The 24,764-nt window shown below is 66.0% G+C and carries 24 protein-coding genes; 10 read left to right on the plus strand and 14 right to left on the minus strand.

Annotated features, from left to right (window positions below):
* Positions 1-110: 110 nt before the first annotated feature.
* Positions 111-776, minus strand: a complete 666-nt coding sequence (locus AC3WTE_RS31310; RefSeq protein WP_492443438.1) for an SDR family oxidoreductase — start codon at positions 774-776, stop codon at positions 111-113.
* 54 nt (positions 777-830) lie between these two features.
* Here AC3WTE_RS31310 and ggh point away from each other — a divergent pair, with 54 nt between their 5' ends.
* Positions 831-2,171, plus strand: a complete 1,341-nt coding sequence (gene ggh / locus AC3WTE_RS31315) for a glucosylglycerate hydrolase (protein ID WP_492443440.1) — start codon at positions 831-833, stop codon at positions 2,169-2,171.
* An 86-nt stretch (positions 2,172-2,257) separates the two neighbouring features.
* Here the strand turns inward: ggh and AC3WTE_RS31320 are convergent, their stop codons facing one another.
* The 10 genes from AC3WTE_RS31320 to AC3WTE_RS31365 form a co-directional block, all read right to left on the minus strand.
* Positions 2,258-2,722 (minus strand): MarR family winged helix-turn-helix transcriptional regulator, encoded by a 465-nt coding sequence (locus AC3WTE_RS31320; protein ID WP_492443442.1) that lies wholly within the window; start codon positions 2,720-2,722, stop codon positions 2,258-2,260.
* Between the two features lie 40 nt (positions 2,723-2,762).
* A complete protein-coding gene (locus tag AC3WTE_RS31325; RefSeq protein ID WP_492443443.1) occupies positions 2,763-3,500 on the minus strand; it encodes an amino acid ABC transporter ATP-binding protein in 738 nt (245 codons plus the stop codon).
* Positions 3,497-5,263 (minus strand): ABC transporter substrate-binding protein/permease, encoded by a 1,767-nt coding sequence (locus tag AC3WTE_RS31330; RefSeq protein WP_492443444.1) that lies wholly within the window; start codon positions 5,261-5,263, stop codon positions 3,497-3,499. The genes AC3WTE_RS31325 and AC3WTE_RS31330 overlap by 4 nt, the downstream gene beginning before the upstream one ends.
* Before the next feature lie 78 nt (positions 5,264-5,341).
* Positions 5,342-6,124: an LLM class F420-dependent oxidoreductase gene (locus AC3WTE_RS31335; protein WP_492443446.1), complete on the minus strand. Its 783-nt coding sequence runs from the start codon at positions 6,122-6,124 to the stop codon at positions 5,342-5,344.
* Between the two features lie 9 nt (positions 6,125-6,133).
* Positions 6,134-7,048 carry an alpha/beta fold hydrolase gene (locus AC3WTE_RS31340; RefSeq protein WP_492443447.1) on the minus strand — a complete coding sequence of 305 codons (915 nt, stop codon included), beginning with the start codon at positions 7,046-7,048 and terminating at the stop codon, positions 6,134-6,136.
* A gap of 21 nt (positions 7,049-7,069) precedes the next feature.
* Positions 7,070-8,668, minus strand: a complete 1,599-nt coding sequence (gene ahpF, locus AC3WTE_RS31345) for an alkyl hydroperoxide reductase subunit F (RefSeq protein WP_492443448.1) — start codon at positions 8,666-8,668, stop codon at positions 7,070-7,072.
* 130 nt (positions 8,669-8,798) lie between these two features.
* Positions 8,799-9,362: an alkyl hydroperoxide reductase subunit C gene (ahpC, locus tag AC3WTE_RS31350; RefSeq protein ID WP_492443450.1), complete on the minus strand. Its 564-nt coding sequence runs from the start codon at positions 9,360-9,362 to the stop codon at positions 8,799-8,801.
* Between the two features lie 187 nt (positions 9,363-9,549).
* Positions 9,550-10,638, minus strand: coding sequence for an inositol-3-phosphate synthase (locus AC3WTE_RS31355; RefSeq protein WP_492443452.1), 1,089 nt, complete (start codon positions 10,636-10,638; stop codon positions 9,550-9,552).
* 53 nt (positions 10,639-10,691) lie between these two features.
* Entirely contained in the window at positions 10,692-11,264 is a 573-nt protein-coding gene (locus AC3WTE_RS31360) for a PadR family transcriptional regulator (protein WP_166651165.1), read from the minus strand.
* A gap of 179 nt (positions 11,265-11,443) precedes the next feature.
* Positions 11,444-12,298: a DUF1707 SHOCT-like domain-containing protein gene (locus AC3WTE_RS31365; protein WP_492443454.1), complete on the minus strand. Its 855-nt coding sequence runs from the start codon at positions 12,296-12,298 to the stop codon at positions 11,444-11,446.
* Positions 12,299-12,442: 144 nt separating this feature from the next.
* Between AC3WTE_RS31365 and AC3WTE_RS31370 the strand changes: the two genes are divergently transcribed.
* The 4 genes from AC3WTE_RS31370 to AC3WTE_RS31385 all read left to right on the plus strand — a co-directional run bounded on the left by AC3WTE_RS31370 (position 12,443) and on the right by AC3WTE_RS31385 (position 17,523).
* Positions 12,443-12,874 (plus strand): DUF5318 domain-containing protein, encoded by a 432-nt coding sequence (locus AC3WTE_RS31370; RefSeq protein WP_492443456.1) that lies wholly within the window; start codon positions 12,443-12,445, stop codon positions 12,872-12,874.
* 91 nt (positions 12,875-12,965) lie between these two features.
* Positions 12,966-15,338: a transglycosylase domain-containing protein gene (locus AC3WTE_RS31375; protein WP_492443469.1), complete on the plus strand. Its 2,373-nt coding sequence runs from the start codon at positions 12,966-12,968 to the stop codon at positions 15,336-15,338.
* Entirely contained in the window at positions 15,335-16,984 is a 1,650-nt protein-coding gene (locus tag AC3WTE_RS31380; RefSeq protein ID WP_492443458.1) for a glycosyltransferase family 87 protein, read from the plus strand. The genes AC3WTE_RS31375 and AC3WTE_RS31380 overlap by 4 nt, the downstream gene beginning before the upstream one ends.
* A 41-nt stretch (positions 16,985-17,025) precedes the next feature.
* The gene (locus AC3WTE_RS31385) at positions 17,026-17,523 is read left to right on the plus strand and encodes an SRPBCC family protein (RefSeq protein ID WP_492443459.1); all 498 of its coding nucleotides are present in this window, start codon (positions 17,026-17,028) and stop codon (positions 17,521-17,523) included.
* A 151-nt stretch (positions 17,524-17,674) separates the two neighbouring features.
* On the opposite strand, the gene AC3WTE_RS31390 is transcribed toward AC3WTE_RS31385, so the two are convergent.
* A complete protein-coding gene (locus tag AC3WTE_RS31390; RefSeq protein WP_492443461.1) occupies positions 17,675-18,334 on the minus strand; it encodes a hypothetical protein in 660 nt (219 codons plus the stop codon).
* A gap of 193 nt (positions 18,335-18,527) precedes the next feature.
* On the opposite strand from AC3WTE_RS31390, the gene rpsF reads away from it, so the two are divergent.
* The 5 genes from rpsF to dnaB all read left to right on the plus strand — a co-directional run bounded on the left by rpsF (position 18,528) and on the right by dnaB (position 22,490).
* Positions 18,528-18,818 (plus strand): 30S ribosomal protein S6, encoded by a 291-nt coding sequence (rpsF, locus tag AC3WTE_RS31395; RefSeq protein ID WP_020099843.1) that lies wholly within the window; start codon positions 18,528-18,530, stop codon positions 18,816-18,818.
* An 81-nt stretch (positions 18,819-18,899) separates the two neighbouring features.
* Positions 18,900-19,418, plus strand: a complete 519-nt coding sequence (locus AC3WTE_RS31400; RefSeq protein WP_492443462.1) for a single-stranded DNA-binding protein — start codon at positions 18,900-18,902, stop codon at positions 19,416-19,418.
* A gap of 47 nt (positions 19,419-19,465) precedes the next feature.
* Positions 19,466-19,720, plus strand: coding sequence for a 30S ribosomal protein S18 (gene rpsR / locus AC3WTE_RS31405; protein WP_043391572.1), 255 nt, complete (start codon positions 19,466-19,468; stop codon positions 19,718-19,720).
* Positions 19,721-19,735: 15 nt separating this feature from the next.
* Positions 19,736-20,191, plus strand: coding sequence for a 50S ribosomal protein L9 (gene rplI / locus AC3WTE_RS31410; RefSeq protein ID WP_492443464.1), 456 nt, complete (start codon positions 19,736-19,738; stop codon positions 20,189-20,191).
* Positions 20,192-20,699: 508 nt separating this feature from the next.
* Positions 20,700-22,490: a replicative DNA helicase gene (gene dnaB, locus AC3WTE_RS31415; protein ID WP_492443465.1), complete on the plus strand. Its 1,791-nt coding sequence runs from the start codon at positions 20,700-20,702 to the stop codon at positions 22,488-22,490.
* Positions 22,491-22,719: 229 nt separating this feature from the next.
* Here the strand turns inward: dnaB and AC3WTE_RS31420 are convergent, their stop codons facing one another.
* A complete protein-coding gene (locus tag AC3WTE_RS31420) occupies positions 22,720-23,448 on the minus strand; it encodes a cysteine hydrolase family protein (RefSeq protein WP_492443466.1) in 729 nt (242 codons plus the stop codon).
* Positions 23,449-23,698: 250 nt separating this feature from the next.
* Positions 23,699-24,652: a cytochrome P450 gene (locus AC3WTE_RS31425; RefSeq protein ID WP_492443468.1), complete on the minus strand. Its 954-nt coding sequence runs from the start codon at positions 24,650-24,652 to the stop codon at positions 23,699-23,701.
* Between the last annotated feature and the right edge of the window lie 112 nt (positions 24,653-24,764).

Here is a 24,764-nt window from a genome sequence, read left to right on the forward strand (position 1 = left end):
TAACCGAAGATGACACGCCGCGACCCCACTCAAAACCCGAGTGCATCAACCACGCAACACAAAACGCAACAGCCACTCACCGCACCAATTCGTGCACAAATCGCTCGGGATCAGCGTGGGCGGATGATCACCTCGTGCTGGTGGGCGTCCTCCGGGGTGGCCACCACCTGCGTGATCACCTGCGCGACGGTCGACGGCTTGAGGAAGCGCTCCGGCTGGTATTCGCCGCCCTCATAAGCCACCAGGTTCCACTGCATATCGGTGTCGATCCGGCCCGGGTACACCGTCGTCACCCGCAGTGCCGGTTCGTCGGCGCGCAGGGCATCGGCGAAGGCGCGCAGCGCGAACTTGCTCGCCGAGTACGCGGCCAGGCCGGGGGACGGGTTGCGGCCGGCGCCGGAGTTGACGAAGATCACCTGTCCCCGGGCCGCGCGCAATGCCGGCAGCAGCGGCAGCGTAAGTCCTACGGCGCCAAGCACATTGACTTCCATGGTGGCCCGCCACTCCTCGATGGAGGACTCGCCGACCCGGCCCGGGTACGCCACGCCGGCGTTGTGTACCAGCACGTCGAGCTCGACGATCGGCTCGACCGCCGCCTCGACGCCCTCGTAGTCGGTGAGGTCCATGGGCCAGGTGGTCGCGCCCAGCCGCTCGGCCACGGCGTCGAGTTCGGCCGACGGCCGGCCGGCCAAAAACAGGGTGTGCGTCGGGGCGAGGGCTTCGGCGATGGCCATCCCGAGGCCCCGGGAAGCGCCGGTGATCATTGCGGTCGGCATGGCGTGAGCCTACCGATCAGCGAATCCCGGGGCGGCGACGCACAATAGACAGCGATGCCACCGGACCACAGCTTCGCGCCCACCCAACTCTCCGCCCGCGCCGCCTACCTGCTGCGCGGCAATGACCTGGGTGTGATGACGACGGCAGCGCCGCTGCTGTACCCGCACATGTGGAGCTGGGACGCCGCGTTCGTGTCGATCGGTCTGGCGTCGCTGACCGTCGAGCGCGCCGTCGTCGAACTGGACACGCTCCTGTCGGCGCAGTGGGCCAACGGCATGATCCCGCACATCGTGTTCGCCAACGGGGTCGACGGCTACTTCCCCGGGCCGGCCAGGTGGGAGACCTCCACCCTCGCTGTCAACGCGCCACGCAATCGGGACACTTCCGGGATCACCCAGCCGCCCGTGCATGCCATTGCGGTGCAACGGATTCTGGACCGGGCCCGCACCCGCGGCAGGTCGACGCGCGTGGTCGCCGAGGCGTTCCTGGATCGCCGGTGGGACGACCTGGTGCGCTGGCACCGCTGGCTGGCCGAGGCACGCGACCCGCAAGAGCACGGCCGGGTGACGCTGTATCACGGCTGGGAATCCGGCATGGACAACTCGCCACGGTGGGATAGCGCCTACGCCAACGTGGTTCCGGGTGCGGTGCCCGAGTATCGGCGTGAGGACAACGCGATCATCACCGATACCAGCCAGCGTCCGTCCGACGTCGAGTACGACCGCTACCTATGGCTGCTCGAGGAGATGAAGTCGGTCCGGTACGACGACGCCCTGCTGCCGAAGGTCATGAGTTTTCAGGTCGAGGACGTCTTCGTCTCGGCCATCCTGTCGGTGGCGTGCACCGTGCTGGCGGAGCTCGGTGAGGACTACAAGCGCCCGAATTCTGACGTGCGCGAGCTCTATTCGTGGGCCGAACGGTTTCGCCAGGGCGTGGTGGCGACCACCGATGACCGCACCGGAGCGGCCCGCGACTTCGATCTGCGCGCCGGCAAATGGATTCAGAGTGAGACGGTGGCGCAGTTCGCACCACTGCTCTGCGGGGGCCTGCCGCATGAGCGCGAACGCGCGCTGCTGCGGTTGCTGGAAGGCCCGCGGTTCTGTGCGCATCCCGACCTCAAGTACCCGCTGATCCCGTCGACGTCACCGGTGTCCCGCGACTTCCGCCCGCGCGAATATTGGCGCGGCCCGGTCTGGCCCGTGATGACGTGGCTGTTCTCGTGGTGTTTCGCGCGCCGCGGTTGGGCCGAGCGCGCATCGATCCTGCGGCGGGAAGGCTTGCGGCAGGCCAGCGACGGCACGTTCGCCGAATACTACGAACCGTTCACCGGGGAACCGCTCGGCAGCATGCAGCAGTCGTGGACTGCCGCCGCGGTACTGGACTGGCTGGGTTGACTAGTCGCGAGACGATCAAGCGGTGAGGTACCAGCCGCGGTGTGGGGGCACCTCCCGCGTGCGGGGGAGAGTGCGACAAGTCAGACCTAGTCGTCGTTGCTGGTGGCCAGCTTCTCCAGCGGCGCAAGGGCCTTGGAGATGCTTTCGATGTCCTCGGGCGTCAGCTTGGACATCATCGCGATCAGCACCTTGCGCCGGGCCTCCAAGGCCTCGCGGTGCTGCACCAGGCCACGCGGCGTCACGTTCACCAGGACGGCGCGCAGGTCGGAAGGGTCACGCGACCGTTTGACCAGACCCAGCTTCTCCAGCCGCCGGATCGCCACCGTGGTGGTGGGCGTGCGGACCCGTTCGTGCGCGGCCAACTCGGTCATCCGGATGGGTCCGCGGTCCAGCAGGGTCAGCAGAATGGATAGCTGCGCCAACGTCAGATCGGCGCCGGCTTCGGCGTCCTTGGGGATTTCGACGCGTCGGCGCATCACGTTGAACAGCTTGGAGAGGACCTGCTGCAGGTCTCCTGCAAGGTCCGCGACCTGCGGTTCCGTCGACGACATAGTTCGATAGTCTAACGTGTATGCCGGAAACTGGTCGCAGTTAGACAACCTGTGCCAGAAATTGACGTAAACGTTGAGTTGCGGCGGATTCGAAAATTTGCCCGGGCGTTCCGGTCTCGATCACGCGGCCACCGTCCATGAACACCACCGCATCTGCCGCTGACCGGGCGAAACCCATCTCGTGGGTGACCACGACCATGGTCATGCCGTCCGCGCCGAGTTCGCTGATCAGCGCCAGGATGCCCTTCACAAGTTCGGGATCCAGGGCAGAAGTGGCCTCATCGAAGAACATCACCTGGGGGCTCATGGCCAGCGCACGCGCGATCGCGACACGTTGCTGTTGACCGCCTGAGAGGGTGCTGGGCCGGACCTGGGCCTTGTGTTTGAGCCCGACCCGGTCCAGCAGCTGCAGGCCGAGTTCGCGGGCCGTGTCGGCGTCCAGGCGCTTGAGTTTGCGGGGCCCAAGGGTGACGTTCTCCAGCACCGTCCGGTGCGGGAAAAGGTTGAAGTGCTGGAACACCATGCCGATCCGCTGGCGCAGCTGATCGGGGTTGTCCTTGAGGACCGACCGCCCATCGAGAAGGATGTCGCCGCGGTCCGGTTCGTACAACCGGTTCAGGGTGCGCAGCAGCGTCGACTTGCCCGAGCCCGACGGCCCGATGACCGCCGTCGTGGTGCCGGCCGGGACGTCCAGGTCGACGCCACGCAGCACCGTGCTGGCGCCGAAGGACAGGTGAATGTCCTTGGCGGCCAGGGAAACCGGCTGCGTCGTCGTCATATCATCTCCTCGGTCACGACGGTGGTCTCAGGCTCGACGGGCCGGCCCTTGCTCAGTCGCCGGTCGATGTAGTTGACCAGATGGGTCAGCGGAACGGTCAGGGCCAGGTAGAACAAACCGGAAGCGACCAGGGGAGAAAGGTTTCCGGTCTGCGCGTTGAGGTCGCGGCCGACCTGGAACAGCTCGCGCTGGCTGGCGATCAGCCCGAGGAAGTACACCAGCGACGATGCTTTCAGCAGCGAGATGAACTGGTTCATCAATGCGGGCAACACCCGTCGTACCCCTTGCGGCACCACGACCAGGCGCATCGACGCCGGGTAGCCGAAGCCCAGCGCGCGTGAGGCCTCGAGTTGGCCGGCGTCCACACTCTGAATACCCGAGCGCAGAATCTCACCGATGTAGGCGCCGGCCATCAGCCCCAGCGCGGCAATTCCCAAGGGGTAGGGGTTGTTTCCGGTCAGCGAGCCCACCACCGGTCCGATGCCCAGCCCGATCACCAGAATGATCACGACTTCCGGCAGGCCGCGGAAGATGTCGGTGTACACCCGGGCCGGCCAGCGCAGCCAGCGGGACCGGGAGATACCGGCGATGGCCAGCGCCATGCCGATGATCAGGCCGATGACGCTGGCACTGACGGTCAGGATGAGGGTGTTGGGCAGGCCGGTCGTGAACAGGTCGGGGATGGCCTGCCGGTAGAGGTGCCAGTCTCCGAACGCGTCTTTCAGTTGGGACAGTGTGGATTTCGGTCCGGGACCGGACGTCGGAGCGGCCGATGCATGCGCGGCCGCGATGGCGTTGAAGTCGGGCAGTTGCGGCAGCGGCGCCGCCTTCGATCCCGGCTTCCAGCCGGGCGGCAGGGCGCGCGGCACCCAGTTCGAGTAGAGCTTGGCCCAGGTGCCGTCGGCGATCACCGCGTCGAGTCCCGCGTTGAGCGCGTCGATCAGCGGCTTGTTCTCCTTCGCGACCGCGTAGGCCACGAAATTGTCCAAGCTGAAGGTGTTTTCGACGATCCGGGCCGGATCGCCCGGCTGCACCGTGCCGGACGCCTGTTGCGACGGCGCGACCCAGGCGTCGATCTGCCGGGTCTTGATGTTGGCGTACACCGTGGCGTAGTCCGGGAATTTGACCGGCTGCAGGTGCAGGGTGTCGACGACGTAGGCCTCTTGCACCGTGCCCTGCACGACACCGATGCGCTGCCCCGCCTTCAGTGCGCCGAAGCCGTTGATCGCCGACCCGGTTGGCACGACGAGCGAAAAGTAGCCGAAGTCATAGCCATTGGTGAATCCGACGGTGCGGCGACGGGCGTCCGTTGTGGTGATCGACGACGATCCGACGTCGAACCGGCGCGAAGCCACTTGGGCCAACAGTCCGGCGAAGTCGGTGCCGACGAAGTTGACGCGCAGGCCGATCTTCTCGGCGATGGCCCGCAGCAGCTCGTTGTCGAATCCGGTGAACTGGCCGCTGGAGTTGATACAGATGCTCGGCGGCGCGTCGGACAGCGTGCCGACGGTCAGCACTCCGGGCGTGCCCAGCCCCAAGGCGTCCGGGCGCACCGTCGAAAGCGGTTGGGTGCCAGGCGTCGTGTACTTGTCGGTGCCGTCGCCCTGGGCGGCGGTGGCCAGGTTGGTGGGTAGCGCGCTGGCGCTCTGCTCGCCGGGCGGTGCGCACTGGTCGGTGGTGGCGCGGGCCGGGACGCCCACGCACAGCGAGCCGACCAGGAGTGCCACCAGTATCGCTACCGTCGCACGCAGGAAAGAGGTCACGCAGGTCAACCTAGCCGGTACCCGGCCGAATGCCCCGGCTTCAGCTCGCCGGGAATTCATCCGGCCGGGCCGCCTCGACTACTTGCTGTCGCGCCAGCGGCACAGCTTCTCGGCGTCGCCCAAGTCGTAGTCGGGCCCGTTGACGCCCACCGTCAGCAACGAAACACCCAGTGCGGTAAGGGCTTCGGCGTTGGCGATCAGGCCGTCGCCGCTGTTGTCGACGCCGGCCGAACGGACGATGGTGGACGGATCACGGCCGATGTCGGCGCAGTGCCGGTCCAGGACGGCGGCCTTCTCCGGATAGGTCGACGCGGTGGTGAAGCTGTGCCACATCTGCGCGTACTGGGCGACGAGCTTCAGCGTCTTGCGCTCGCCCTGCCCGCCGATCAGGATCGGGATCTCGCGCACCGGCTGCGGGTTCAGCTTGCCCAGCCGCGAGATGATCCGCGGCATGGCCGCCGCCAGGTCGTCGAGTCTGCTTCCGACCGTGCCGAATTCGTAGCCGTACTCGTCGTAGTCCTTCTCTTTCCAGCCCGATCCGATGCCCAGGATCAGCCGCCCGTCGGAGATGTTGTCCACCGTCCGCGCCATGTCAGCCAGCAGTTCCGGATTGCGGTACGAGTTACAGGTGACCAGCGCGCCGATCTCGATGCGCGAGGTCTGCTCGGCCCAGGCGCCCAGCATGGTCCAGCATTCGTAATGCGCGCCGTCGGGGGCGCCGTACAACGGGAAGAAGTGGTCCCAGTTGAAGGCGACGTCCACGCCGAGATCCTCGGAGCGACGAACCGCGTCGCGCATCAAGCCGTAATTGGGGGAGTGCTGGGGCTGCAGTTGAACCCCGATGCGAATGGGAAGGGTCATGTCCCCAACCTAACCGCCGAGGACGCCCCGCAGGATCTCGACGAGTGCCGCGGGCTGGTCGCCCTGCACCGAATGCCCGGAATCGGCGACCACATGCGTCCGCTGGAAACCCGGCGCCCCGGCGGCGAAGGCGGCGGCATCGTCGTCGTTCACGAAGTACGACTTGGCGCCGCGCACCAGTGTCGTCGGCATGGTGATGGACGGGACGTCGTCCCACAGTCCGACAAAACCGTCACCGCTGCGGAACGAGTCGTACCGCCAGGTCCAGGTGCCGTCGTCGAGTTGCTTGGCGTTGTGAAAGACGCCCCGGCGCAATGAGTTCCGGCTGCGATGCGGCGACGCCGCCACGGTGACGTCGAGCATCGCCTGAAAACTGGGGAAGCTCCGGTCGCCCTTCACCAAGGCCACCGCACCCAACTGTGCCTGCGTCATCTGCTCGTGGCGCTCCGGTGCGGACGGGGTGACGTCCACCAGCACCAGCTCGGGCACCAAGGCGGGCTCGGTGGCCGCGATGCGCAGCGCCGTCAGGCCGCCCAGCGACATCCCGACCACCAGCCGGGCGTCGGGCGCATGTGTGCGGAGCACCGACCGAAGCGTTTCAGCGTTCAGCTTCGGGCCGTAGTCGCCGTCCTCGCGCCACGCCGACCGCCCGTGCCCGGGCAGGTCGATCGCCAGTGCCGGCACCCCGAGCCCGAGGATCACGGTGTCCCACGTGTGCGCGTTCTGCCCACCACCGTGCAGGAACACCACCTCGGGTGCGGCGATACCCCACTTCAGCATGCTGATCGGTCCGTCGTCGATCCGCGCCACCGTCGGCAGCGGATGGGCCGCGCCGATCTGCTCGGCATTCTCGGGCAGCAGCGCGAACTCGTCGAGCGTCAGCAGTTCGTCGTCAGAAATCTCGGCGGCCACGTCTGCGGACATTACCCCCGCGGGGTGAAGCGCTCAGCTGCCGACGGGAGCGGTGGTCCGGATCAGGTGGTCGAATGCCGACAGGGCAGCGGTCGCGCCGGCCCCGGCCGCGATGACGATCTGCTTGAACGGCACCGTCGTGCAGTCGCCGGCGGCGAACACACCGGGGACCGACGTCTGGCCGCGCTCGTCGATGACGATCTCGCCGCGCTTGGACAGCTCGACGCTGCCTTCCAGCCACTCGGTGTTGGGCAGCAGGCCGATCTGGACGAAGACGCCCTGCAGGTCGAGGCGGTGGGACTCGCCCGTGGTGCGGTCCTGGTAGGTGAGGCCGGTGACCTGATCGCCGTCGCCGAGGACCTCGGTGGTCAGCGTGCTCAGCAGGACGTCGACATTCGGCAGGCTGCGGAGCTTGCGCTGCAGCACCTCGTCGGCGCGCAACACCGAGTCGAACTCGATGAGCGTCACGTGGGAGACGACGCCGGCGAGGTCGATCGCGGCCTCCACGCCGGAGTTGCCGCCGCCGACGACGGCGACGCGCTTGCCCTTGAACAGCGGTCCGTCGCAGTGCGGGCAGTAGGTGACGCCCTTGTTGCGGTACTCGGCCTCACCGGGCACGTCCATGGCGCGCCAGCGGGCGCCGGTCGCGAGGATGACGGTGCGCGCGGTCAGGGAGGCGCCGCTCTCCAGCGAGATCTCGATGAGACCGCCCTCGTCGAGCGCGGGCAGCAGCTTCGCTCCGCGCTGGGTCTTGATGACGTCGACGTCGTATTCGCCGACATGGGCTTCGAGCGCGGCGGCGTACTTCGGTCCCTCGGTGTGGGGGACGGAGATGTAGTTCTCGATGGCCATGGTGTCGAGCACCTGGCCGCCGAACCGCTCGGCGACCACGCCGGTGCGAATTCCCTTGCGGGCCGCGTAAATTGCGGCTGCGGCGCCTGCCGGCCCACCGCCGACCACCAGGACGTCGAACGGGTCCTTCTCGGCGATGGCTTCGGCGGTGCGCTGCGCCGCGCCGACGTCGACCTTGCCGACGATCTGCTCGAGGGTCATGCGGCCCGAGTCGAACACCTCACCGTTCAGGAAGACCGTGGGCACCGCGAGCACCTTGCGCTGCTCGACCTCGTCCTTGAACAGCGCGCCGTCGATGGCGACATGGGTGATGCGCGGGTTGAGGATCGCCATCAGGTTCAGCGCCTGCACCACGTCGGGGCAGTTCTGGCAGGACAGCGAGAAGTAGGTCTCGAAGTGCAGGTCGGCCCCTGCCGGATTGCCGGCCCCGCCGGCGCCGAGGCCGCGCACCTGCTCGAGCAGCTCGGGGGCTTCCTTCGAGGGATGCCCGCCGACCTGCAGCAGGGCCAGCGCCAGCGAGGAGAACTCGTGGCCGAGGGGGATGCCGGCGAACCGGACCTCGACGTCGGTACCGGTACGGCGGATGGCGAACGACGGCCGGCGGGCATCGTCGTCGGCGCGCGAGTAGGTGATCTTGTCCGACATCGCCGCGATCTCGGTGAGCAGTTCGGCCAGTTCGGCGGACTTGGGGCCGTCATCGAGGGAGGACACCAGCTCGATCGGCACGGTCAGCCGCTCCAGCAGGGACTTCAATTGGCCGGCGAGTGAGGTGTCGAGCATGCGGATCAACTCCATCGAGGATAGGTCTGGCTGGGCCGTTCACGGCCCGAAAGATGTTGGTATGAGCAGTTCTGGTGAGCGGTACGGGGTGGACGGGCCAGGTCCGCACCGCTCACCAGCGATGTCGGTGCTAGATCTTGCCGACGAGTTCCAGCGACGGAGCCAGGGTCTCTTCGCCCTCTTCCCACTTGGCCGGGCAGACCTCGCCCGGGTGGTTGCGCACGTACTGGGCGGCCTTGACCTTGCGGACCAGTTCGGCGGCGTTGCGGCCGATGCCCTCGGCGGTGACCTCGGTGAACTGGATGACGCCGTCGGGGTCGACCAGGAAGGTGCCGCGGTCGGCCAGGCCCTGGCCCTCACGCAGTACCTCGAAGTCGGTGCTGATCTGCAGGGTCGGGTCGCCGATCATGGCGTACTGGATCTTGCCGATGGTGTCGGACGAGTCGTGCCACGCCTTGTGGGTGAAGTGGGTGTCGGTGGATACCGAGAACACCTCGACGCCGAGGCGCTGCAGCTCCTCGTAGTGGTCGGCGAGGTCGCCGAGTTCGGTCGGGCAGACGAAGGTGAAGTCGGCCGGGTAGAAGAAGAAGATGGCCCACTTGCCCTTGACGTCGGCGTCCGAGACGGGGATGAATGTGCCGTTCTTGTACGCGGTGGCGGCGAACGGCTTGATCTGCTTGTTGATCAGGGCCACGAGAACCTCTCTTCGGGTCTATCGGATGTCTGTTACGAGTACCCACCTTAGTCGTATTTTTTGGACTCAATCCAGTTTGAACGGCCGTTGTGGCCAGTCTCACAGGAGGTTGGTCCTGATCACCCGTCGCCTCAAACGCAAAGTGGGCGACCAGGTTTCACCTGGCCGCCCACTCTGACGTCGAAAATTACCCCTCGATGAAGGCTTCCAGCTGAGTGCGGGCAACGTCGTCAGCGACCTGCTCCGGCGGGCTCTTCATCAGGTAGGCCGAGGCCGGCAGGATGGGGCCACCGATGCCGCGGTCCTTGGCGATCTTGGCGGCGCGCACGGCGTCGATGATGATGCCGGCCGAGTTCGGCGAGTCCCACACCTCGAGCTTGTACTCCAGGTTCAGCGGCACGTCACCGAAGGCGCGGCCCTCGAGGCGGACGTACGCCCACTTGCGGTCGTCGAGCCACGCGACGTAGTCCGACGGGCCGATGTGCACGTTCTTGTCGTAGACCTTGTCGGCCAGCGAGCCGGTCAGGTTCGAGGTGACGGCCTGGGTCTTCGAGACCTTCTTGGACTCCAGGCGCTCGCGCTCGAGCATGTTCTTGAAGTCCATGTTGCCGCCGACGTTCAGCTGGTAGGTGCGGTCCAGGGCGACGCCGCGGTCCTCGAACAGCTTGGCCATCACGCGGTGGGTGATGGTGGCGCCGACCTGGCTCTTGATGTCGTCGCCGACGATCGCCACACCGGCGTCGGTGAACTTCTTGGCCCACACCGGGTCGGAGGCGATGAACACCGGCAGCGCGTTGACGAATGCGACCTTGGCGTCGATGGCGCACTGCGCGTAGAACTTGTCGGCCTCTTCCGAGCCGACGGGCAGGTAGGAGACCAGAACGTCGACCTCGGCGTCCTTGAGCGCCTTAACCACGTCGACGGCCTCGGCGTCGGACACCTCGATGGTCTCGGCGTAGTACTTGCCGATGCCGTCCAGGGTCGGGCCGCGCTGCACCGTCACATTGGTGGGCGGCACGTCGGCGATCTTGATGGTGTTGTTCTCGGAAGCGAAGATGGCCTCGGACAGGTCGAAGCCGACCTTCTTGGCGTCCACATCGAACGCGGCCACGAACTTCACGTCGCGCACGTGGTACTGGCCGAACTTCACGTGCATCAGTCCCGGCACGATCGTGTTCTCGTCAGCGTTCTGGTAATACTGCACGCCCTGGACGAGCGATGCCGCGCAGTTGCCTACGCCGACGATTGCGACCCGAACCTCGTTCGACTCAGACATGTGACGGTCTCCTTTTCCTACTCTTTCAGTGCGTTCGCCGGGGGCGTGTGCGCTCAGGTTTGGTCGGCGTGGCCTTGTGACGGCGGTGCCGTCGGTCCGGCAGTTGCCACGCGCTCGGCTGCAATCAGCTCGTTGAGCCATTTCACTTCGCGCTCACTGGACTCGAGCCCGAGCTGATGCAGCTGGCTGGTGTAGCGGTCGAGTGAACTACTGGCCCGTGCGATCGCCTCGCGCAGACCTTCGCGACGCTCCTCGACCTGACGGCGCCGCCCTTCCAGGATTCGCATCCTGGCTTCGGCGGGCGTCCGATTGAAGAACGCCAAGTGCACACCGAATCCGTCATCGGTGTAGTTCTGGGGGCCGGTGTCTGCGACGAGTTCGGTGAATCGTTGCTTGCCGGTATCGGTGAGTTGGTAGACGCGGCGCGCGCGGCGCACCTTCGTCGACCCGAGCGGTGCGGCGTCTTCGACGATCAGGCCGTCGGCCTGCATGCGACGCAGCGCCGGGTACAGCGAGCCATACGAGAAGGCGCGGAACGCACCGAGCAATCCGGTCAGCCGCTTGCGCAGCTCGTAGCCGTGCATGGGGGACTCCAGCAGAAGCCCCAGGATGGCCAGCTCCAGCACGGTGTCACCTCCCAGCTCGAATCGACTATGTGAATTGACGCCACCAGATATTAAGCGCTAGGACGCTTCAACACCTCGCACAATAGTATCGCGCCGATATATACGGGGCCAATCGACGGCGCACGCGGAGATGAACGGTATTCGATGCGGCCGTCAACGCGGCCCGAACATGCGGCGAATCAGTTGGGGTAATTGATGCGCTTCTGGTTGCCGTCCGGATCCAGCTCGATATAGCCGCTGTTGTTGAACTTCCCGGACACGTAGATCGAGATGGTGACAGTGTCCTGCGGGGCGGTGATGTCCTTGCTGCCCTTGATGTCGATGTAGACGGTGTTGATCTCGTTGCGCTTGATTCCGAGCGTCTCCGGCGCGCCGTGCAGGATGCCAGCGATCTTCTCCACGTCGAACTTGCCGAGGTCGACGACCCGCTCGTCGCTGCCCACCGACGTGGTGTCGGGGTCGTCCCACCCGCCGCGGTAGTCGTACCGCAGCACGCGACGTGGCTCGGCCGGATCGGGACGCTCCAGGATCGCGTAGTCGGGATAGATCGAGAGCTCGTAGCCGGTGGTATCGCCGAACTTCTTCTTCATCTGGGTGAGGAGTCCGGTCAGGCCGCCGAGTGACTGCAGCTGGCGCGGCGGCGTCAGCACGATGGGGGTGATGCCATCGGGCTTGGCGCCGGGGTCCTGCGCGGCGGTCATCGGGGACTGGCCCGGTGCGGCGTAGATACCCCAGCCGATCGCGATGCCGACCACCAGCATCACCGCGGCGCCGGCGGCCAGGATGCCCCAGCCCGTGGTGCGGACGGGCCGACCGGCACCGGTCTTCAAGTTGGGTAGTTGGACCGGCGCGCTCCCGGTCTGCAGGTCGGTCAACAGCGAGCGCAGGTCCCCGAGGGTGACGGCGGTGGTTGCCGACGCGACGCGCTGCCGGTGTTCCTCGGCGGACAGCTGGCCGTCGGCCAACGCCGCGTCCAGAATCTGGCACGTGTCGTTGCGGTCGCTGTCTTTCGCCCGGGTTGCTGCGGTGGCCACCGGGAAAGCGTAGAGGTCAGGCAGCAGCCTCGCGTGAGCCCGGCCACAGGCCTTCTACCACGGCACCTACCAAGCTGGCTACAACCCGGCCACATGCGTGCCATCACGCGTCGGTGTCCAGGTGCCCGACGTACTCTGGTCAACGTGCGATTGCAGCGGCAGGTGGTTGACTATGCGCTCCGGCGCAGGTCACTGCTGGCCGAGGTCTACTCAGGCCGCACCGGCGTCACCGAGGTGTGTGACGCCAACCCCTATCTGCTGCGCGCAGCAAAATTTCATGGTCGTACCAGTTCGGTGATGTGCCCGATCTGCCGCAAGGAGCCACTGACATTGGTGTCGTGGGTCTTCGGCGATCATCTCGGAGCGGTGTCGGGTTCGGCGCGCAGCACCGAGGAGCTCGTCCTGCTGGCCGCCAAGTTCGACGAATTCGCGGTTCACGTGGTGGAGGTATGCCGCACTTGCAGTTGGAATCATTTGGTCAAGTCATATGTATTAGGGGCGCCGAGTCCCCCGAAAGCAGCGAAGCCTCGTGGCACCCGCGCGGCGCGCTCGAAAGCGCGCACCGCCAGTGAGTGACGGAACGAGCGGGGCCGGGCGCCACAGCCGGTCGGGTAACGAGGCGGCGAGGGGACCGGCCGCCGGCGCACAGCAAGGTCGCCCCGGCCCGGTGCCGCCGGATGACCGGCGCACCATGATCCTGCCGCCGGTCGGGAAGGCCGACGACCCGCGGCTGCGGGATCCGATCGATGCCGTGAAGGCAGCGCTGGACGGCACGAAGCGTCCGAGCCAGTCCCCGGTCGGCGCGGGCGCGGGCATGAACCCGCCGCCGAAGTCGCCGCCACCACCGCCACCGCGGACCGGCGGTGGCAAGTCCGGCGGGCCCCAGCTGCCGCACATCAACTGGAACTGGAAGCTGTTCCGGCGGCTCTGTTATGCGGGCGCCGTGGTGCTGTTGGTGCTGCCGATCGTCACGTTCGCGATGGCCTACCTGATCGTCGACATCCCCAAGCCGGGTGACATCCGCACCAACCAGGTGTCGACCATCTTGGCCAGCGACGGCAGCGAGCTCGCGAAGTTCGTTCCGCCGGAAGGCAACCGGGTCGACGTCAACATCGACCAGATTCCGGTGCACGTGCGCAACGCGGTGATGGCCGCCGAAGACCGGGACTTCTACACCAACCCGGGCTTCTCGTTCTCCGGCTTCGCGCGCGCGTTCAAGAACAACATCTTCGGTGGCGACCTGCAGGGCGGGTCGACCATCACGCAGCAGTACGTCAAGAACGCGTTGGTCGGTGACGCCCGCTCCGGCATGGGCGGCTTGGTCCGCAAGGCCAAGGAGCTGGTGATCGCCACCAAGATGTCGCGGCAGTGGTCGAAAGACGAAGTGCTGCAGGCGTACCTGAACATCATCTATTTCGGCCGCGGCACCTACGGCATCGGTGCGGCGTCCAAGGCGTACTTCGGCAAGCCCGTCGAGCAGCTCGACGTGGCCGAGGGCGCGCTGCTCGCGGCGCTGATCCAGCGGCCGTCGACGCTGGACCCGGCTGTCGATCCGGAGGGCGCCGCCGAGCGCTGGAACTGGGTGCTCGACGGCATGGTGACCATGGGCGCGCTCTCGAAGGAGGACCGCGCTCAGCAGAAGTTCCCGGCCACGGTGCCGCCGGAGCAGGCGCGCCAGCAGAACCAGACCGAAGGACCCAACGGGCTGATCCAGCGGCAGGTGATGAAGGAACTGCAGAGCATCTTCAACATCAACGAGCAGGCGCTGAACACCGAGGGGCTGCAGGTCACCACGACCATCGACCCGAAGGCGCAGAAAGCTGCCGAAGATGCGGTGTCGAAGTACCTCGACGGCCAGGCGGACGATATGCGGGCGGCGGTGGTGTCGGTCGATCCGCATACCGGCGGCATCAAGGCCTACTACGGCGGTTCCGACGCCAATGGCTTCGACTTCGCGCAGGCCGGTCTGCCGACGGGCTCGTCGTTCAAGGTGTTCGCCTTGGTGGCGGCGCTGGAGCAGGGCATCGGCCTGGGCTACCAGGTGGACAGCTCGCCGGTGACGGTCAACGGCATCAACATCACCAACGTCGAGGGCGAGGGCTGCGGTACGTGCAGCATCGCCGAGGCACTGAAGCGGTCGCTGAACACCAGCTATTACCGGTTGATGCTCAAGCTCAAGCACGGCGCGCAGGACGTTGCCGACGCCGCGCACAAGGCCGGCGTCGCCGACAGCTTCCCCGGCGTCGAGCACACGCTGTCCGAGGACGGCAAGGGCGGACCGCCCAACAACGGTGTGGTGCTCGGTCAGTACCAGAGCCGCGCGCTGGACATGGCTTCCGCATACGCCACGCTCGCGGCGTCCGGCGAGTACTACAAGCCGCACTTCGTCCAGAAGGTCGTCAACGGCGACGGTCAGGTGCTGTACGACGCGACGTCCCAGGACAATGCTGGTGAACAGCGGATTCCGAAGGCCGTCGCGGACAACGTGACCTCCGCGATGCAGCCCATCGCCGGATACTCCCGCGGGCACAACCTGGCCGGCGGCCGGCCGTCGGCGGCCAAGACCGGCACCGTGCAGCTCGGTGACACCGGCGCCAACCGCGACGCATGGATGGTCGGCTACACGCCGTCGCTGTCCACCGCGGTATGGGTCGGTACGACCGCCGGGACGCAGCCCCTGGTGAACAAGGGCGGCGGGCCGGTGTACGGCTCGGGGCTGCCGTCGGACATCTGGAAGTCCACGATGGACGGCGCGCTGAAGGGCACCGACAACGAGTCGTTCCCGAAGCCGACGGCCATCGGTGGGTACGCCGGGGTCCCGCAGGCGCCGGTCATCAAGCCGCCGTCGCCCGATGACCAGCCGCAGGTGCCGATGCCAGGTGCTCCGACGGAGACCGTGGTCCAGCCGACGCTCGTTGTGGCCCCGGGCATCACGATCCCGTTCGGCCCGCCGACCACCATGCAGGTGGCCCCGCACCAGGACGCGCCGCCTCCGGGTGGTGGCGACCCGAACCAGCCTGGCCCCCCGCCGCCGCCGTGACGGTCGAGGAACCAGACGAGTCCGCCGTGGTGACGGTCTCGCCGGCCCGGCTGGCCCCGGACCTGCGCAGCGCCGACGACCGCGACCTGCCCAGCCGGACCGACGTCATGGGCGCGGCGCTGTCCGGTGTCGTCGGCGGCCCGGTGGGCCGGCACGCGATGATCGGCCGGGCGCCGTTCCTCACGCCGTTCCGGGTGATGCTGCTGATCGCATTGGTCTTTCTCGGGCTGGGTTACACGACCAAGGCACCCTGCCTGGTGACGACCGGCTCCGGCACCGCGGACCAGCGCGTCGCCAACTGGCAGAACCAGCGGGCCTACTACGAGTTCTGCTACTCGGACACCGTGCCGCTGTACACCGCGGAGCTGCTCAATCTGGGCAAGTTCCCGTACAAGTCCAGCTGGATCGAGACCGACAGCGCGCACAAGCCGCGTGTCCAGTACGACGGCACCCGCGCCGTCCGCTACATGGAGTATCCGGTGCTGACCGGCATGTACCAGTACGCGTCCATGTCGGTCGCCAAGACCTACACGGCACTGTCGAAGCTGGTGCGGATACCCGTGGTCGCCGAAGTGATCATGTTCTTCAACATCTCGGCGTTCGGACTGGCCCTGGCCTGGATGGCCACTGTCTGGGCGACCATGCGAATGTCCGGGCGGCGGCCGTGGGACGCCGCCGTGGTCGCTGGGTCGCCGATCCTGATCTTCCAGGCGTTCACCAACTTCGACGCGCTCGCCACCGCGTGCGCGGCTGGCGCCATGCTGGCCTGGTCGCGCCGCAAACCGGTGGTGACCGGTGTGCTCATCGGGGTCGGGGTGGCCCTGAAGCTGTATCCGCTGTTGTTGCTCATCCCTCTGGCGATGCTGGCGGTGCGGACAGGCAAGTGGCGGCCGGTGGCGAAGACCGCGATCACCGCGCTGGTCACGTGGATCGCGGTGAATCTGCCGATCATGGTGATGTATCCGCGCGGCTGGTCGGAGTTCTTCCGGCTGAACACCCGCCGCGGCGACGACATGGACTCGCTCTACAACGTCGTGAAGTCGTTCACCGGCTGGGGCGGTTTCGACACCAACCTCGGTTTCTGGCAACCGCCGACGGTGCTCAACGCGGTCAGCGCGGTGCTGTTCGTCGTGTGTTGTGCGGCAATCGCTTACGTCGCGTGGACGGCTCCGCAGCGGCCGCGGCTCGCGCAGCTGGCTTTCCTCGTGGTCGCGGCCTTCCTGCTGACCAACAAGGTGTGGAGCCCGCAGTACTCGCTGTGGCTGGTGCCGCTGGCCGCACTGGCGCTGCCGCATCGACGAATCCTGTTGGCGTGGATGACCATTGACGCCCTGATCTGGATTCCCCGGATGCTGTATCTGTACGACGATCCCAAGTTCGGGCTGCCCGAACAGTTCTTCACCACGACGGTGCTGGTGCGCGACATCGCGGTGATCGGGTTGTGCGCGTTGGTCGTTCGCGCCATCTATCGGCCCGAGCATGACCTGGTCCGCTGGGGTGGCCGAATCGACGATCCGTCCGGCGGAGTGTTCGACGAAGCCGGCGACAGTCCGCCCCGCTGGCTACCGGCCCGGTTGCGGCCGCGCCCGGCGGCCGCCCCCGAACCCGATCCCGACCCTGAACCGGAGCTTCAGCCGACGGCATAAATGAGCTGCTTTCCGCGGGCCGCGGTGGCAGGGTCGTGGGCGTGACCGATCTGACCTTCTCTGATTCCGTCGTCGTCGACACCGATCCCGAAACCCTCTACGCACTGGTCTCCGACGTGACCAACATGGGCAAGTGGAGCCCCCAGTGCAAAGAGTGCTGGTGGGAGGACGAGGACGCCGGCCCGGTGGCCGGTGCCTGGTTCAAGGGCCGCAACGAAGTGCCCGGCCGGACCTGGGAGACCCGCAGCCAGGTGGTGGTCGCCGAGCCCGGCCGCGAGTTCGTCTGGGAGGTCAACGGCGGCTGGGTCCGTTGGGGCTTCACCCTCGAGCCCATCGAGGAGGGGACCCGGCTGACGCAGTCGTGGGAGTTCCTGCCGGCCGGGATCGCGGGCTTCCACGAGCGCTGGGTCGACGATGCCGAGGCCCAGATAGCCCTCCGTACGAAGTACGCGAAGGAAGGCATCCCGCTGACGCTCGCGGCGATCAAGAAGACGGCCGAGGCTTACATTTTCGGCGCCGAATGTGCACTCAGCGCGTGAAGATCGTTCGCGCGGCGCGCCGACTGCACATTCGCGGCGTTCGTCGCTCTCTCCCTTGGCAACTTCGATCTGGAGCCGTCAGCTTTCCTTGACCGTCAAGGAAAGCTGACGGCCCGGGATCGAACATGTCCAGAGGAGAGCCGGCTCGGGCTCAGCCCCGATGCGGCGGTGGGTACTGCGGAAAATATTGCGGGGCAACGGCGTTGCGCTTGGCCTGAATCCACGCGGTGGTCGAGGGCAGCATGATCAACACGATCGTGGTGATCGGGAAAACCATGCCCAGAAGCGGGAGTGCAGCCAAGCCGCCGTAGCCCGGATAGCCGGTTGTCGCAGCGCTGCGTACCGCGAAGCCGATCACGTTGCTCACGATGGCGAGCGCGCACCCGCCGACGACGAGCCAGCGCCCGAGCATCTTGCGTTGAAACAGCATCACGGCACCGGTGAGAAGCACCGCGCCGAAGACGATGCTGGCCAGGCTCCCGACGATCAGCAACGCGTAGACACCGCCGCCGAGGTCCGCGCCGTGCGACAGCCCGGAATCAGTTTTGATCGCGGCAAGCCCGATCAGCGCGACAATGCCGCTGCCGAGGCCGGCCAACGCGCCCAGCGCTGCCAGCACCCCCGCAGTGATCGCCGTGCCGCCGCTCGGCGCTGCGGCAGGCATGGGCGCCATGCCCGGATAGCCACCCGGCTGTGGGTATCCCTGCTGGTAGACGGGCTGGGCCGGATAGCCTTGCGGATACCCCGGCTGCTGCGGGTACCGGGGCTGCCCCGGAAATCCCTGGCCGTAAGGCCCCTGCGGATACGTCATGCGTCCCTCTCGCCGACAATGATCGTGCACCCAGCCTAGCGATCTTGACGGCTCCGTCGGGTCGGCTCTTCCGAGCGCCGATTTCGCAGCTCAGGGCCTCTTCGGGTAACCTGAGCCGGTTGCCGACGCAGGCGACCCTCCTGCCACGGAACACGCCGTGGCCGATACGACCATAGGAGGTGATGGGTTCCACATGCGTCCATACGAAATCATGGTCATTCTCGACCCCACACTTGACGAGCGCACCGTAGCTCCGTCGCTGGAGACGTTCCTGAACGTCGTCCGCAAAGACGGCGGCAGCGTCGAAAAGGTGGACATCTGGGGCCGTCGCCGGCTGGCTTACGAGATCGCCAAGCACGGTGAAGGCATCTACGCGGTTGTCGACCTGAAGGCCGAACCGGCCACGGTCAACGAGCTCGACCGTCAGCTGAACCTGAACGAGTCGGTGTTGCGTACCAAGGTCCTGCGGACCGACAAGCACTAGAAGCACCGAAGCTCTGCGGATTTGTCGCGGGCCTTGCGTAGGCTCGCGCCTAATTCACCCAATCCGTCCCAGGAGGATCTCGTGGCTGGTGACACCACCATCACCGTTATCGGAAACCTGACCGCTGACCCGGAGCTGCGTTTCACGCCGTCCGGTGCTGCTGTTGCGAACTTCACCGTGGCTTCGACGCCGCGGATGTTCGACCGGCAGAGCAATGAGTGGAAGGACGGGGAGGCGCTGTTCCTCCGCTGCAACATCTGGCGTGAGGCGGCCGAGAACGTCGCCGAGAGCCTGACCCGGGGGTCGCGTGTCATCGTGACCGGCCGGCTGAAGCAGCGCTCGTTCGAGACCCGTGAGGGTGAGAAGCGCACCGTGATGGAGGTCGAGGTCGACGAGATCGGCCCGTCCCTGCGGTACGCGACGGCGAAGGTGAACAAGGCCAACCGCAGCGGCGGAGGCGGTGGCGGCTTCGGCAGCGGTAGCGGTGGCGGCGGGGGTTCCCGTCAGTCCGCTGGTGCCGGCGCTCCGGCCGACGACCCGTGGGGCAGCGCCCCGGCATCGGGCTCGTTCGGCGGCGCCGACGACGAGCCGCCCTTCTGATCCACGTAATTGGCTGGGCAACCAGCTAGACCCAGAAAGAGAAACACATGGCCAAGGCCACCAAGCGGCGTCCGGCGCCGGAAAAGCCGGTCAAGACCCGCAAGTGCGTGTTCTGCTCCAAGAAGGCGCAGATCATCGATTACAAGGACACAGGACTGCTCCGGACCTACATCAGCGAGCGCGGCAAGATCCGTGCCCGTCGCGTCACCGGTAACTGCGTGCAGCACCAGCGCGACATCGCCATCGCCGTGAAGAACGCCCGCGAGGTTGCGTTGCTCCCGTTCAGCTCGTCGACTCGATAGGGAGGACTGAGAAATATGAAGCTCATTCTGACCACTGAGGTCGAGCACCTGGGTGCGGCCGGCGACGCCGTCGAGGTTCGCGACGGTTACGGCCGCAACTACCTGCTGCCCCGCGGCCTGGCCATCGTGGCCAGCCGTGGTGCCGAGCGTCAGGCCAACGAGATCCGTCGTGCGCGTGACGCCAAGACGGTTCGCGACCTGGACCACGCCAACGAGCTGAAGCAGGCGATCGAGGCCCTCGGCCCCGTGTCGCTGGCTGTCAAGGCCGGTGCCGACAGCGGCAAGCTGTTCGGTTCGGTGACCGCGAGCGACGTTGTCGCCGCGATCAAGAAGGCCGGTGGCCCGAACCTGGACAAGCGCACCGTCGAGCTGCCCAAGGCGCACATCAAGTCGGTCGGCACCCACAAGATCGCGGTGCGTCTGCACCCGTCGGTCAACGTGCCGGTGTCGCTGGCTGTCGTCGCCGGATAGGCACGCGGTAGCTCAAACAGCAGAACGCCCGGGTGGAGTCAATCTCTGACTTCGCCCGGGCGTTTTCTGTTGACACCGGGCGAATTTTTTAGGCCAATCTGCAAACAGTGATCTACGCCGGCTGTTAACCTACGCGGCCCTTTTCTGCCATACGCGCGCAACACAACACGCCCGAGATGGCTACCCGGCACGACACGCCGCACCAATTCCCATACACAGGCACATAGCCGATGTATAGGCCGCTGAACTGCGTATTTGGGAATTTACCCGCGGGTATTCCACAAGTTCTCCCCAACCGGTCAACATCGTTGTCCACGTCTTTCCACATTTCATCCCCAGGGTTATCAACAGGGGTGGTTTCGGGCGGCCCCAGCAACGTCTACCGTGATGCGTCGCGCGACAGGTGAGCGGCTTGCGGGTCGGACCTGTCGGTGGGGTGAACTACGGTCACAAGTAGCTCGTTCGAACGTTTGTTTGGCATTGATTTTCGGGGGAGGAGGAGCGCTTCGTGGCTGTCGCTGACGACCTGGGTCGGTCCGACATGGAGGAGCCGCCCAGCGAGGATTTCGGCCGGCAACCGCCGCAGGACATGGCTGCAGAGCAGTCGGTGCTGGGTGGCATGTTGCTGTCCAAGGACGCGGTCGCTGACGTCCTGGAGCGCCTGCGTCCGGGTGACTTCTACCGTCCGGCGCATCAGAACGTCTATGACGCCATCCTCGACCTGTACGGCCGCGGGGAGCCCGCTGACGCCGTCACCGTCGCCGCGGAACTCGACCGCCGCGGTCTGCTCAAGCGCATCGGGGGCGCACCGTATCTGCACACCCTGATCTCCACCGTGCCCACCGCCGCCAATGCCGGCTTCTACGCCGGCATCGTCGCGGAGAAGGCCACGCTGCGCCGCCTCGTCGAGGCCGGCACGCGCGTCGTGCAGTACGGCTACGCAGGCGCTGAAGGCGCCGATGTGGCCGATCTGGTGGACCGGGCCCAGGCCGAGATGTACGACGTCACTCAGACGCGCAGCAGCGAGGATTTCACCGTCCTGGAGGAGCTGCTGCAGCCCACCATGGACGAGATCGACGCCATCGCCTCCAATGGCGGTATATCGCGTGGCATCCCGACCGGCTTCACCGAGCTCGACGAGATCACCAATGGTCTGCATCCCGGGCAGATGATCATCGTGGCCGCGCGCCCCGGTGTGGGTAAGGCACTGGCGCTCGACACCCCGCTACCCACGCCCGGCGGCTGGACCACCATGGGCGACGTCTCGGTCGGCGACGAGCTGATCGATGCCAATGGACAGCCCACCCGCGTCGTCGCCGCGACCCCGGTGATGGAGGAGCGGCCCTGCTACGAGATCGACCTGTCGGACGGCACCACCATCGTGGCCGATGCATCGCACCAGTGGCCGACCGGCCGCGGCATCGTCACCACCGCGACCCTGCGCCCTGGGGCCGACCGGCTCGAGCCGGCATTGACCGCCGGTGGGCTGGCCGTGCTCACCCGCCCCGTGACGATCACCGATGTGCGCCGGGTGGATTCGGTGCCGGTGCGCTGCGTCGAGGTCGACAACCCGGCACACCTGTACCTGGCCGGGCGGTCGATGGTGCCCACGCACAATTCGACGATCGGACTGGACTTCATGCGGTCCTGCTCGATCAAGCACCAGCAGGCCAGCGTCATCTTCTCGCTGGAAATGAGCAAGACCGAGATCGTCATGCGACTGCTCTCGGCCGAAGCCAAGATCAAGCTCGGTGACATGCGGTCGGGCCGCATGAGCGACGACGACTGGACCAAGCTGGCCCGCCGCATGAGCGAGATCTCCGAGGCGCCGCTGTACATCGACGACTCACCGAACCTGACCATGATGGAGATCCGGGCCAAGGCTCGTCGTCTCCATCAGAAAGCCAACCTGCGGCTCATCGTCGTGGACTACATGCAGCTGATGACCTCGGGTAAGAAGTTCGAGTCCCGGCAGCAGGAAGTCTCGGAGTTCTCGCGGTCACTGAAGCTGATGGCCAAGGAGCTCGAGGTTCCCGTGGTCGCCATCAGCCAGCTGAACCGTGGTCCCGAACAGCGCACCGACAAGCGCCCGCAGGTGTCGGACCTTCGTGAGTCCGGATCGCTGGAGCAGGACGCCGACATGGTGATGCTGCTGCACCGCCCGGACTCGATCGACCGGGACGACCCGCGCGGTGGCGAGGCCGACATCATCCTGGGCAAGCACCGTAACGGCCCGACCGCGAATATCACTGTGGCACACCAGCTTCACTTCTCGCGGTTTACGAATATGGCGCGGTAGCGGGCCAACTCTTGTCGGTGTCGTGTGGGGCCTCACGGATCGTGGCGCAATCTTGCGGTTGATGGCGCGCCAATGGCGTATCTGCGAAGTTGGTGAGACACGCGGGTTGCCCCATACCCGGAGCCCTACTGACGATCGGCGCCCCACCGTGGCGCGCCCTGCAGGGGCCCGATCAGTGAGTCCTCGGACACTTGCAAATTCTCAATGGAAAAGTGACTTCCGTCTCCGGTCAACCGACTGGTCTACGGGCGGTTAGAGGTGGCGCGCCACTGCCGCGGCCTTCCTTCTGGGCAGTCACCATCGCGCGGTGGAGGTCTGCGGCCGTAGTGATTTCGGCTTGCCGGGGAAATACTCGCGTCATCAGAAACTCGTGGACCTCTGAATCCCGGTCGGCGACACAGTCTTCGAGGATGATCAGCCGGTAATCAAGCTCCGCCGCTTCACGAATGCTGGTCAGGAGGGCGCCGGAAGTATGAGCTCCCACCACTATCAGCGTCGTGATGCCAGTGTTGGTGAGTTCCTCGTTGAGATTGGTGCGAGAGAATGCTCCGAGCCGGATACCGCGCACCACGATGTCCGACGGCTCAGCGGCGAGCATTGGATGAATCTCGGCTTCGGGAGTTCCGCTGCGGAACAATGGCTCTCGTGCCAGAACAGCGAACTCCTTATTGGTCATCGGCGCGAACTGATAGTCCTCTTCCCGGAAACTGATTCGAATGAAGATGACCTGGGTGCCGTGTAGGCGGGCCAAGTCGACTGCGGATGTGATCTTCAATAGCAGTGCACTCGGATCAGGAACCGTGTCCAGAACACCGGGCTGACAGCCAAGGACAAGGAGAGCGCACTCTTTCGGATCCAGTGTGTAAGAGAGGGATTGCGCCGCCGAATCCCTCGTAGTCGACGAGGGTATCGGAATTGGGGTCGGCTCAGCTGGCACTGCGGCCGGCAAGCCAGACATTCGCTGGCGCAACCATTCCCACTCGCGGGGTCGGCCCGGCCGTGTCAACCTCCGCCACATCGAACGTGTCGCCACCCAGCTGCCCCTCTACCGATCGGGAATTTATCAATTTGCGCTGCTGTCGATTTGACTGAAGCGCTGTGGCTCTTGTCAAGAGAATTGCGTGGGTGAGCCTGGTATCGCCATTACTAGCGCGACGGGTGATCGGCCTTCCTCGGACGAGTGTGACGGTCGGGAGCCCACGCAGGGGTCACCTCGAGCGTCTGAACACCACGGGGACGGAGACCGCACCCCAGACCTGGCTCTGTACAAACGATGGAGTCTGGCCGGGAGCCATTTGGAACTCCTCGAAGGCGCTCAGCACCTCCTCGAGCGCAACGCGTAGTTCCAGCCGGGCGAGGTGCATCCCGAGGCAGCGGTGGATGCCCGTGCCAAATGTTAAGTGGCGGTTATTGTTCCGCTCAAACTCAGCCGTCTCCGGATCTGCGAAGACGCTTGGATCCCGGTTGGCGGCCGGGTAAGCAAGCAACACTCTGTCGCCAGCCCGCAAGCGTTGGCCGGCGACCACCGTGTCGGACTGTACGAGGCGCCCAGCGGCGACGGGGGCGAACATTCTCAGCATCTCCTCGACCACCGCGGACGACGGTGCCAGACGCGCCTTGGCTTGTGCATCGGGATCGGAGGCAAGAAATGCCAGTGAACTCGAAAGAGTCTTGTACGTCGTGTCGAAGCCGGCTCCGATCATACTGAATCCGATCGCGGCGATCATTTCGTCGGTGAGTTGTTCGATTTCGCCCTGCTTGGCCAAGAGATAGCTCAGCAGATCGTCGCCCGGCTGGTCACGCAGCGGCGCTATAACGACGTGCTTCACGAAATCCATTGCACCCTGCCAGGCGTCGATAGCGCCGGCCGTGTCTTGGCCGCCCTGATCGACCATGTACTGCACGCCCTCGCGTATTGGATCCATATTTTGTTCTTGCACGCCGATCACCTTCAGGATCATCTTCATCGGCAGGGGGAGGGCAAATTCAGTAGACAAATCGGCGGGCGGTTGAAGGCCATCCAGAAGTTCGTTTGCCATGACCCGAAGATCGGCCTCAAAGCTCCCAATCCGCCGGGGGGTAAACCAGTCGCGAAGCAGAGTGCGGTAGAGACGGTGATCGGGGTCTTCAAGCATTTGCGGAACCAACGCATTGCCGCCCATGGTGTCGGGTATCAATGCACCGTCTGAGGTGAATCGTGGATAGCGTCCCGGGGAGTGGTGGACTTCGGATCTGGCGTGGTTCACGCGTTGTGATCAACGAGTCATGGTGAAC

The sequence above is a fragment of the Mycobacterium sp. FW102-FHT13B02 genome (assembly GCF_058790275.1).

What these genes read in the sequence shown, in the direction of transcription:
- rplI (WP_492443464.1), top strand. Translation starts at nt 19,736, where the DNA reads ATGAAGCTCATTCTGACCACTGAGGTCGAGCACCTGGGTGCGGCCGGC.
- AC3WTE_RS31390 (WP_492443461.1), bottom strand. Translation starts at nt 18,334, where the DNA reads ATGACGTATCCGCAGGGGCCTTACGGCCAGGGATTTCCGGGGCAGCCC.
- AC3WTE_RS31420 (WP_492443466.1), bottom strand. Translation starts at nt 23,448, where the DNA reads ATGTCTGGCTTGCCGGCCGCAGTGCCAGCTGAGCCGACCCCAATTCCG.
- AC3WTE_RS31325 (WP_492443443.1), bottom strand. Translation starts at nt 3,500, where the DNA reads ATGACGACGACGCAGCCGGTTTCCCTGGCCGCCAAGGACATTCACCTG.
- AC3WTE_RS31335 (WP_492443446.1), bottom strand. Translation starts at nt 6,124, where the DNA reads ATGACCCTTCCCATTCGCATCGGGGTTCAACTGCAGCCCCAGCACTCC.
- rpsF (WP_020099843.1), top strand. Translation starts at nt 18,528, where the DNA reads ATGCGTCCATACGAAATCATGGTCATTCTCGACCCCACACTTGACGAG.
- AC3WTE_RS31320 (WP_492443442.1), bottom strand. Translation starts at nt 2,722, where the DNA reads ATGTCGTCGACGGAACCGCAGGTCGCGGACCTTGCAGGAGACCTGCAG.
- ahpF (WP_492443448.1), bottom strand. Translation starts at nt 8,668, where the DNA reads ATGCTCGACACCTCACTCGCCGGCCAATTGAAGTCCCTGCTGGAGCGG.
- ggh (WP_492443440.1), top strand. Translation starts at nt 831, where the DNA reads ATGCCACCGGACCACAGCTTCGCGCCCACCCAACTCTCCGCCCGCGCC.
- rpsR (WP_043391572.1), top strand. Translation starts at nt 19,466, where the DNA reads ATGGCCAAGGCCACCAAGCGGCGTCCGGCGCCGGAAAAGCCGGTCAAG.
- AC3WTE_RS31340 (WP_492443447.1), bottom strand. Translation starts at nt 7,048, where the DNA reads ATGTCCGCAGACGTGGCCGCCGAGATTTCTGACGACGAACTGCTGACG.
- AC3WTE_RS31310 (WP_492443438.1), bottom strand. Translation starts at nt 776, where the DNA reads ATGCCGACCGCAATGATCACCGGCGCTTCCCGGGGCCTCGGGATGGCC.
- AC3WTE_RS31355 (WP_492443452.1), bottom strand. Translation starts at nt 10,638, where the DNA reads ATGTCTGAGTCGAACGAGGTTCGGGTCGCAATCGTCGGCGTAGGCAAC.
- AC3WTE_RS31425 (WP_492443468.1), bottom strand. Translation starts at nt 24,652, where the DNA reads ATGGGCGGCAATGCGTTGGTTCCGCAAATGCTTGAAGACCCCGATCAC.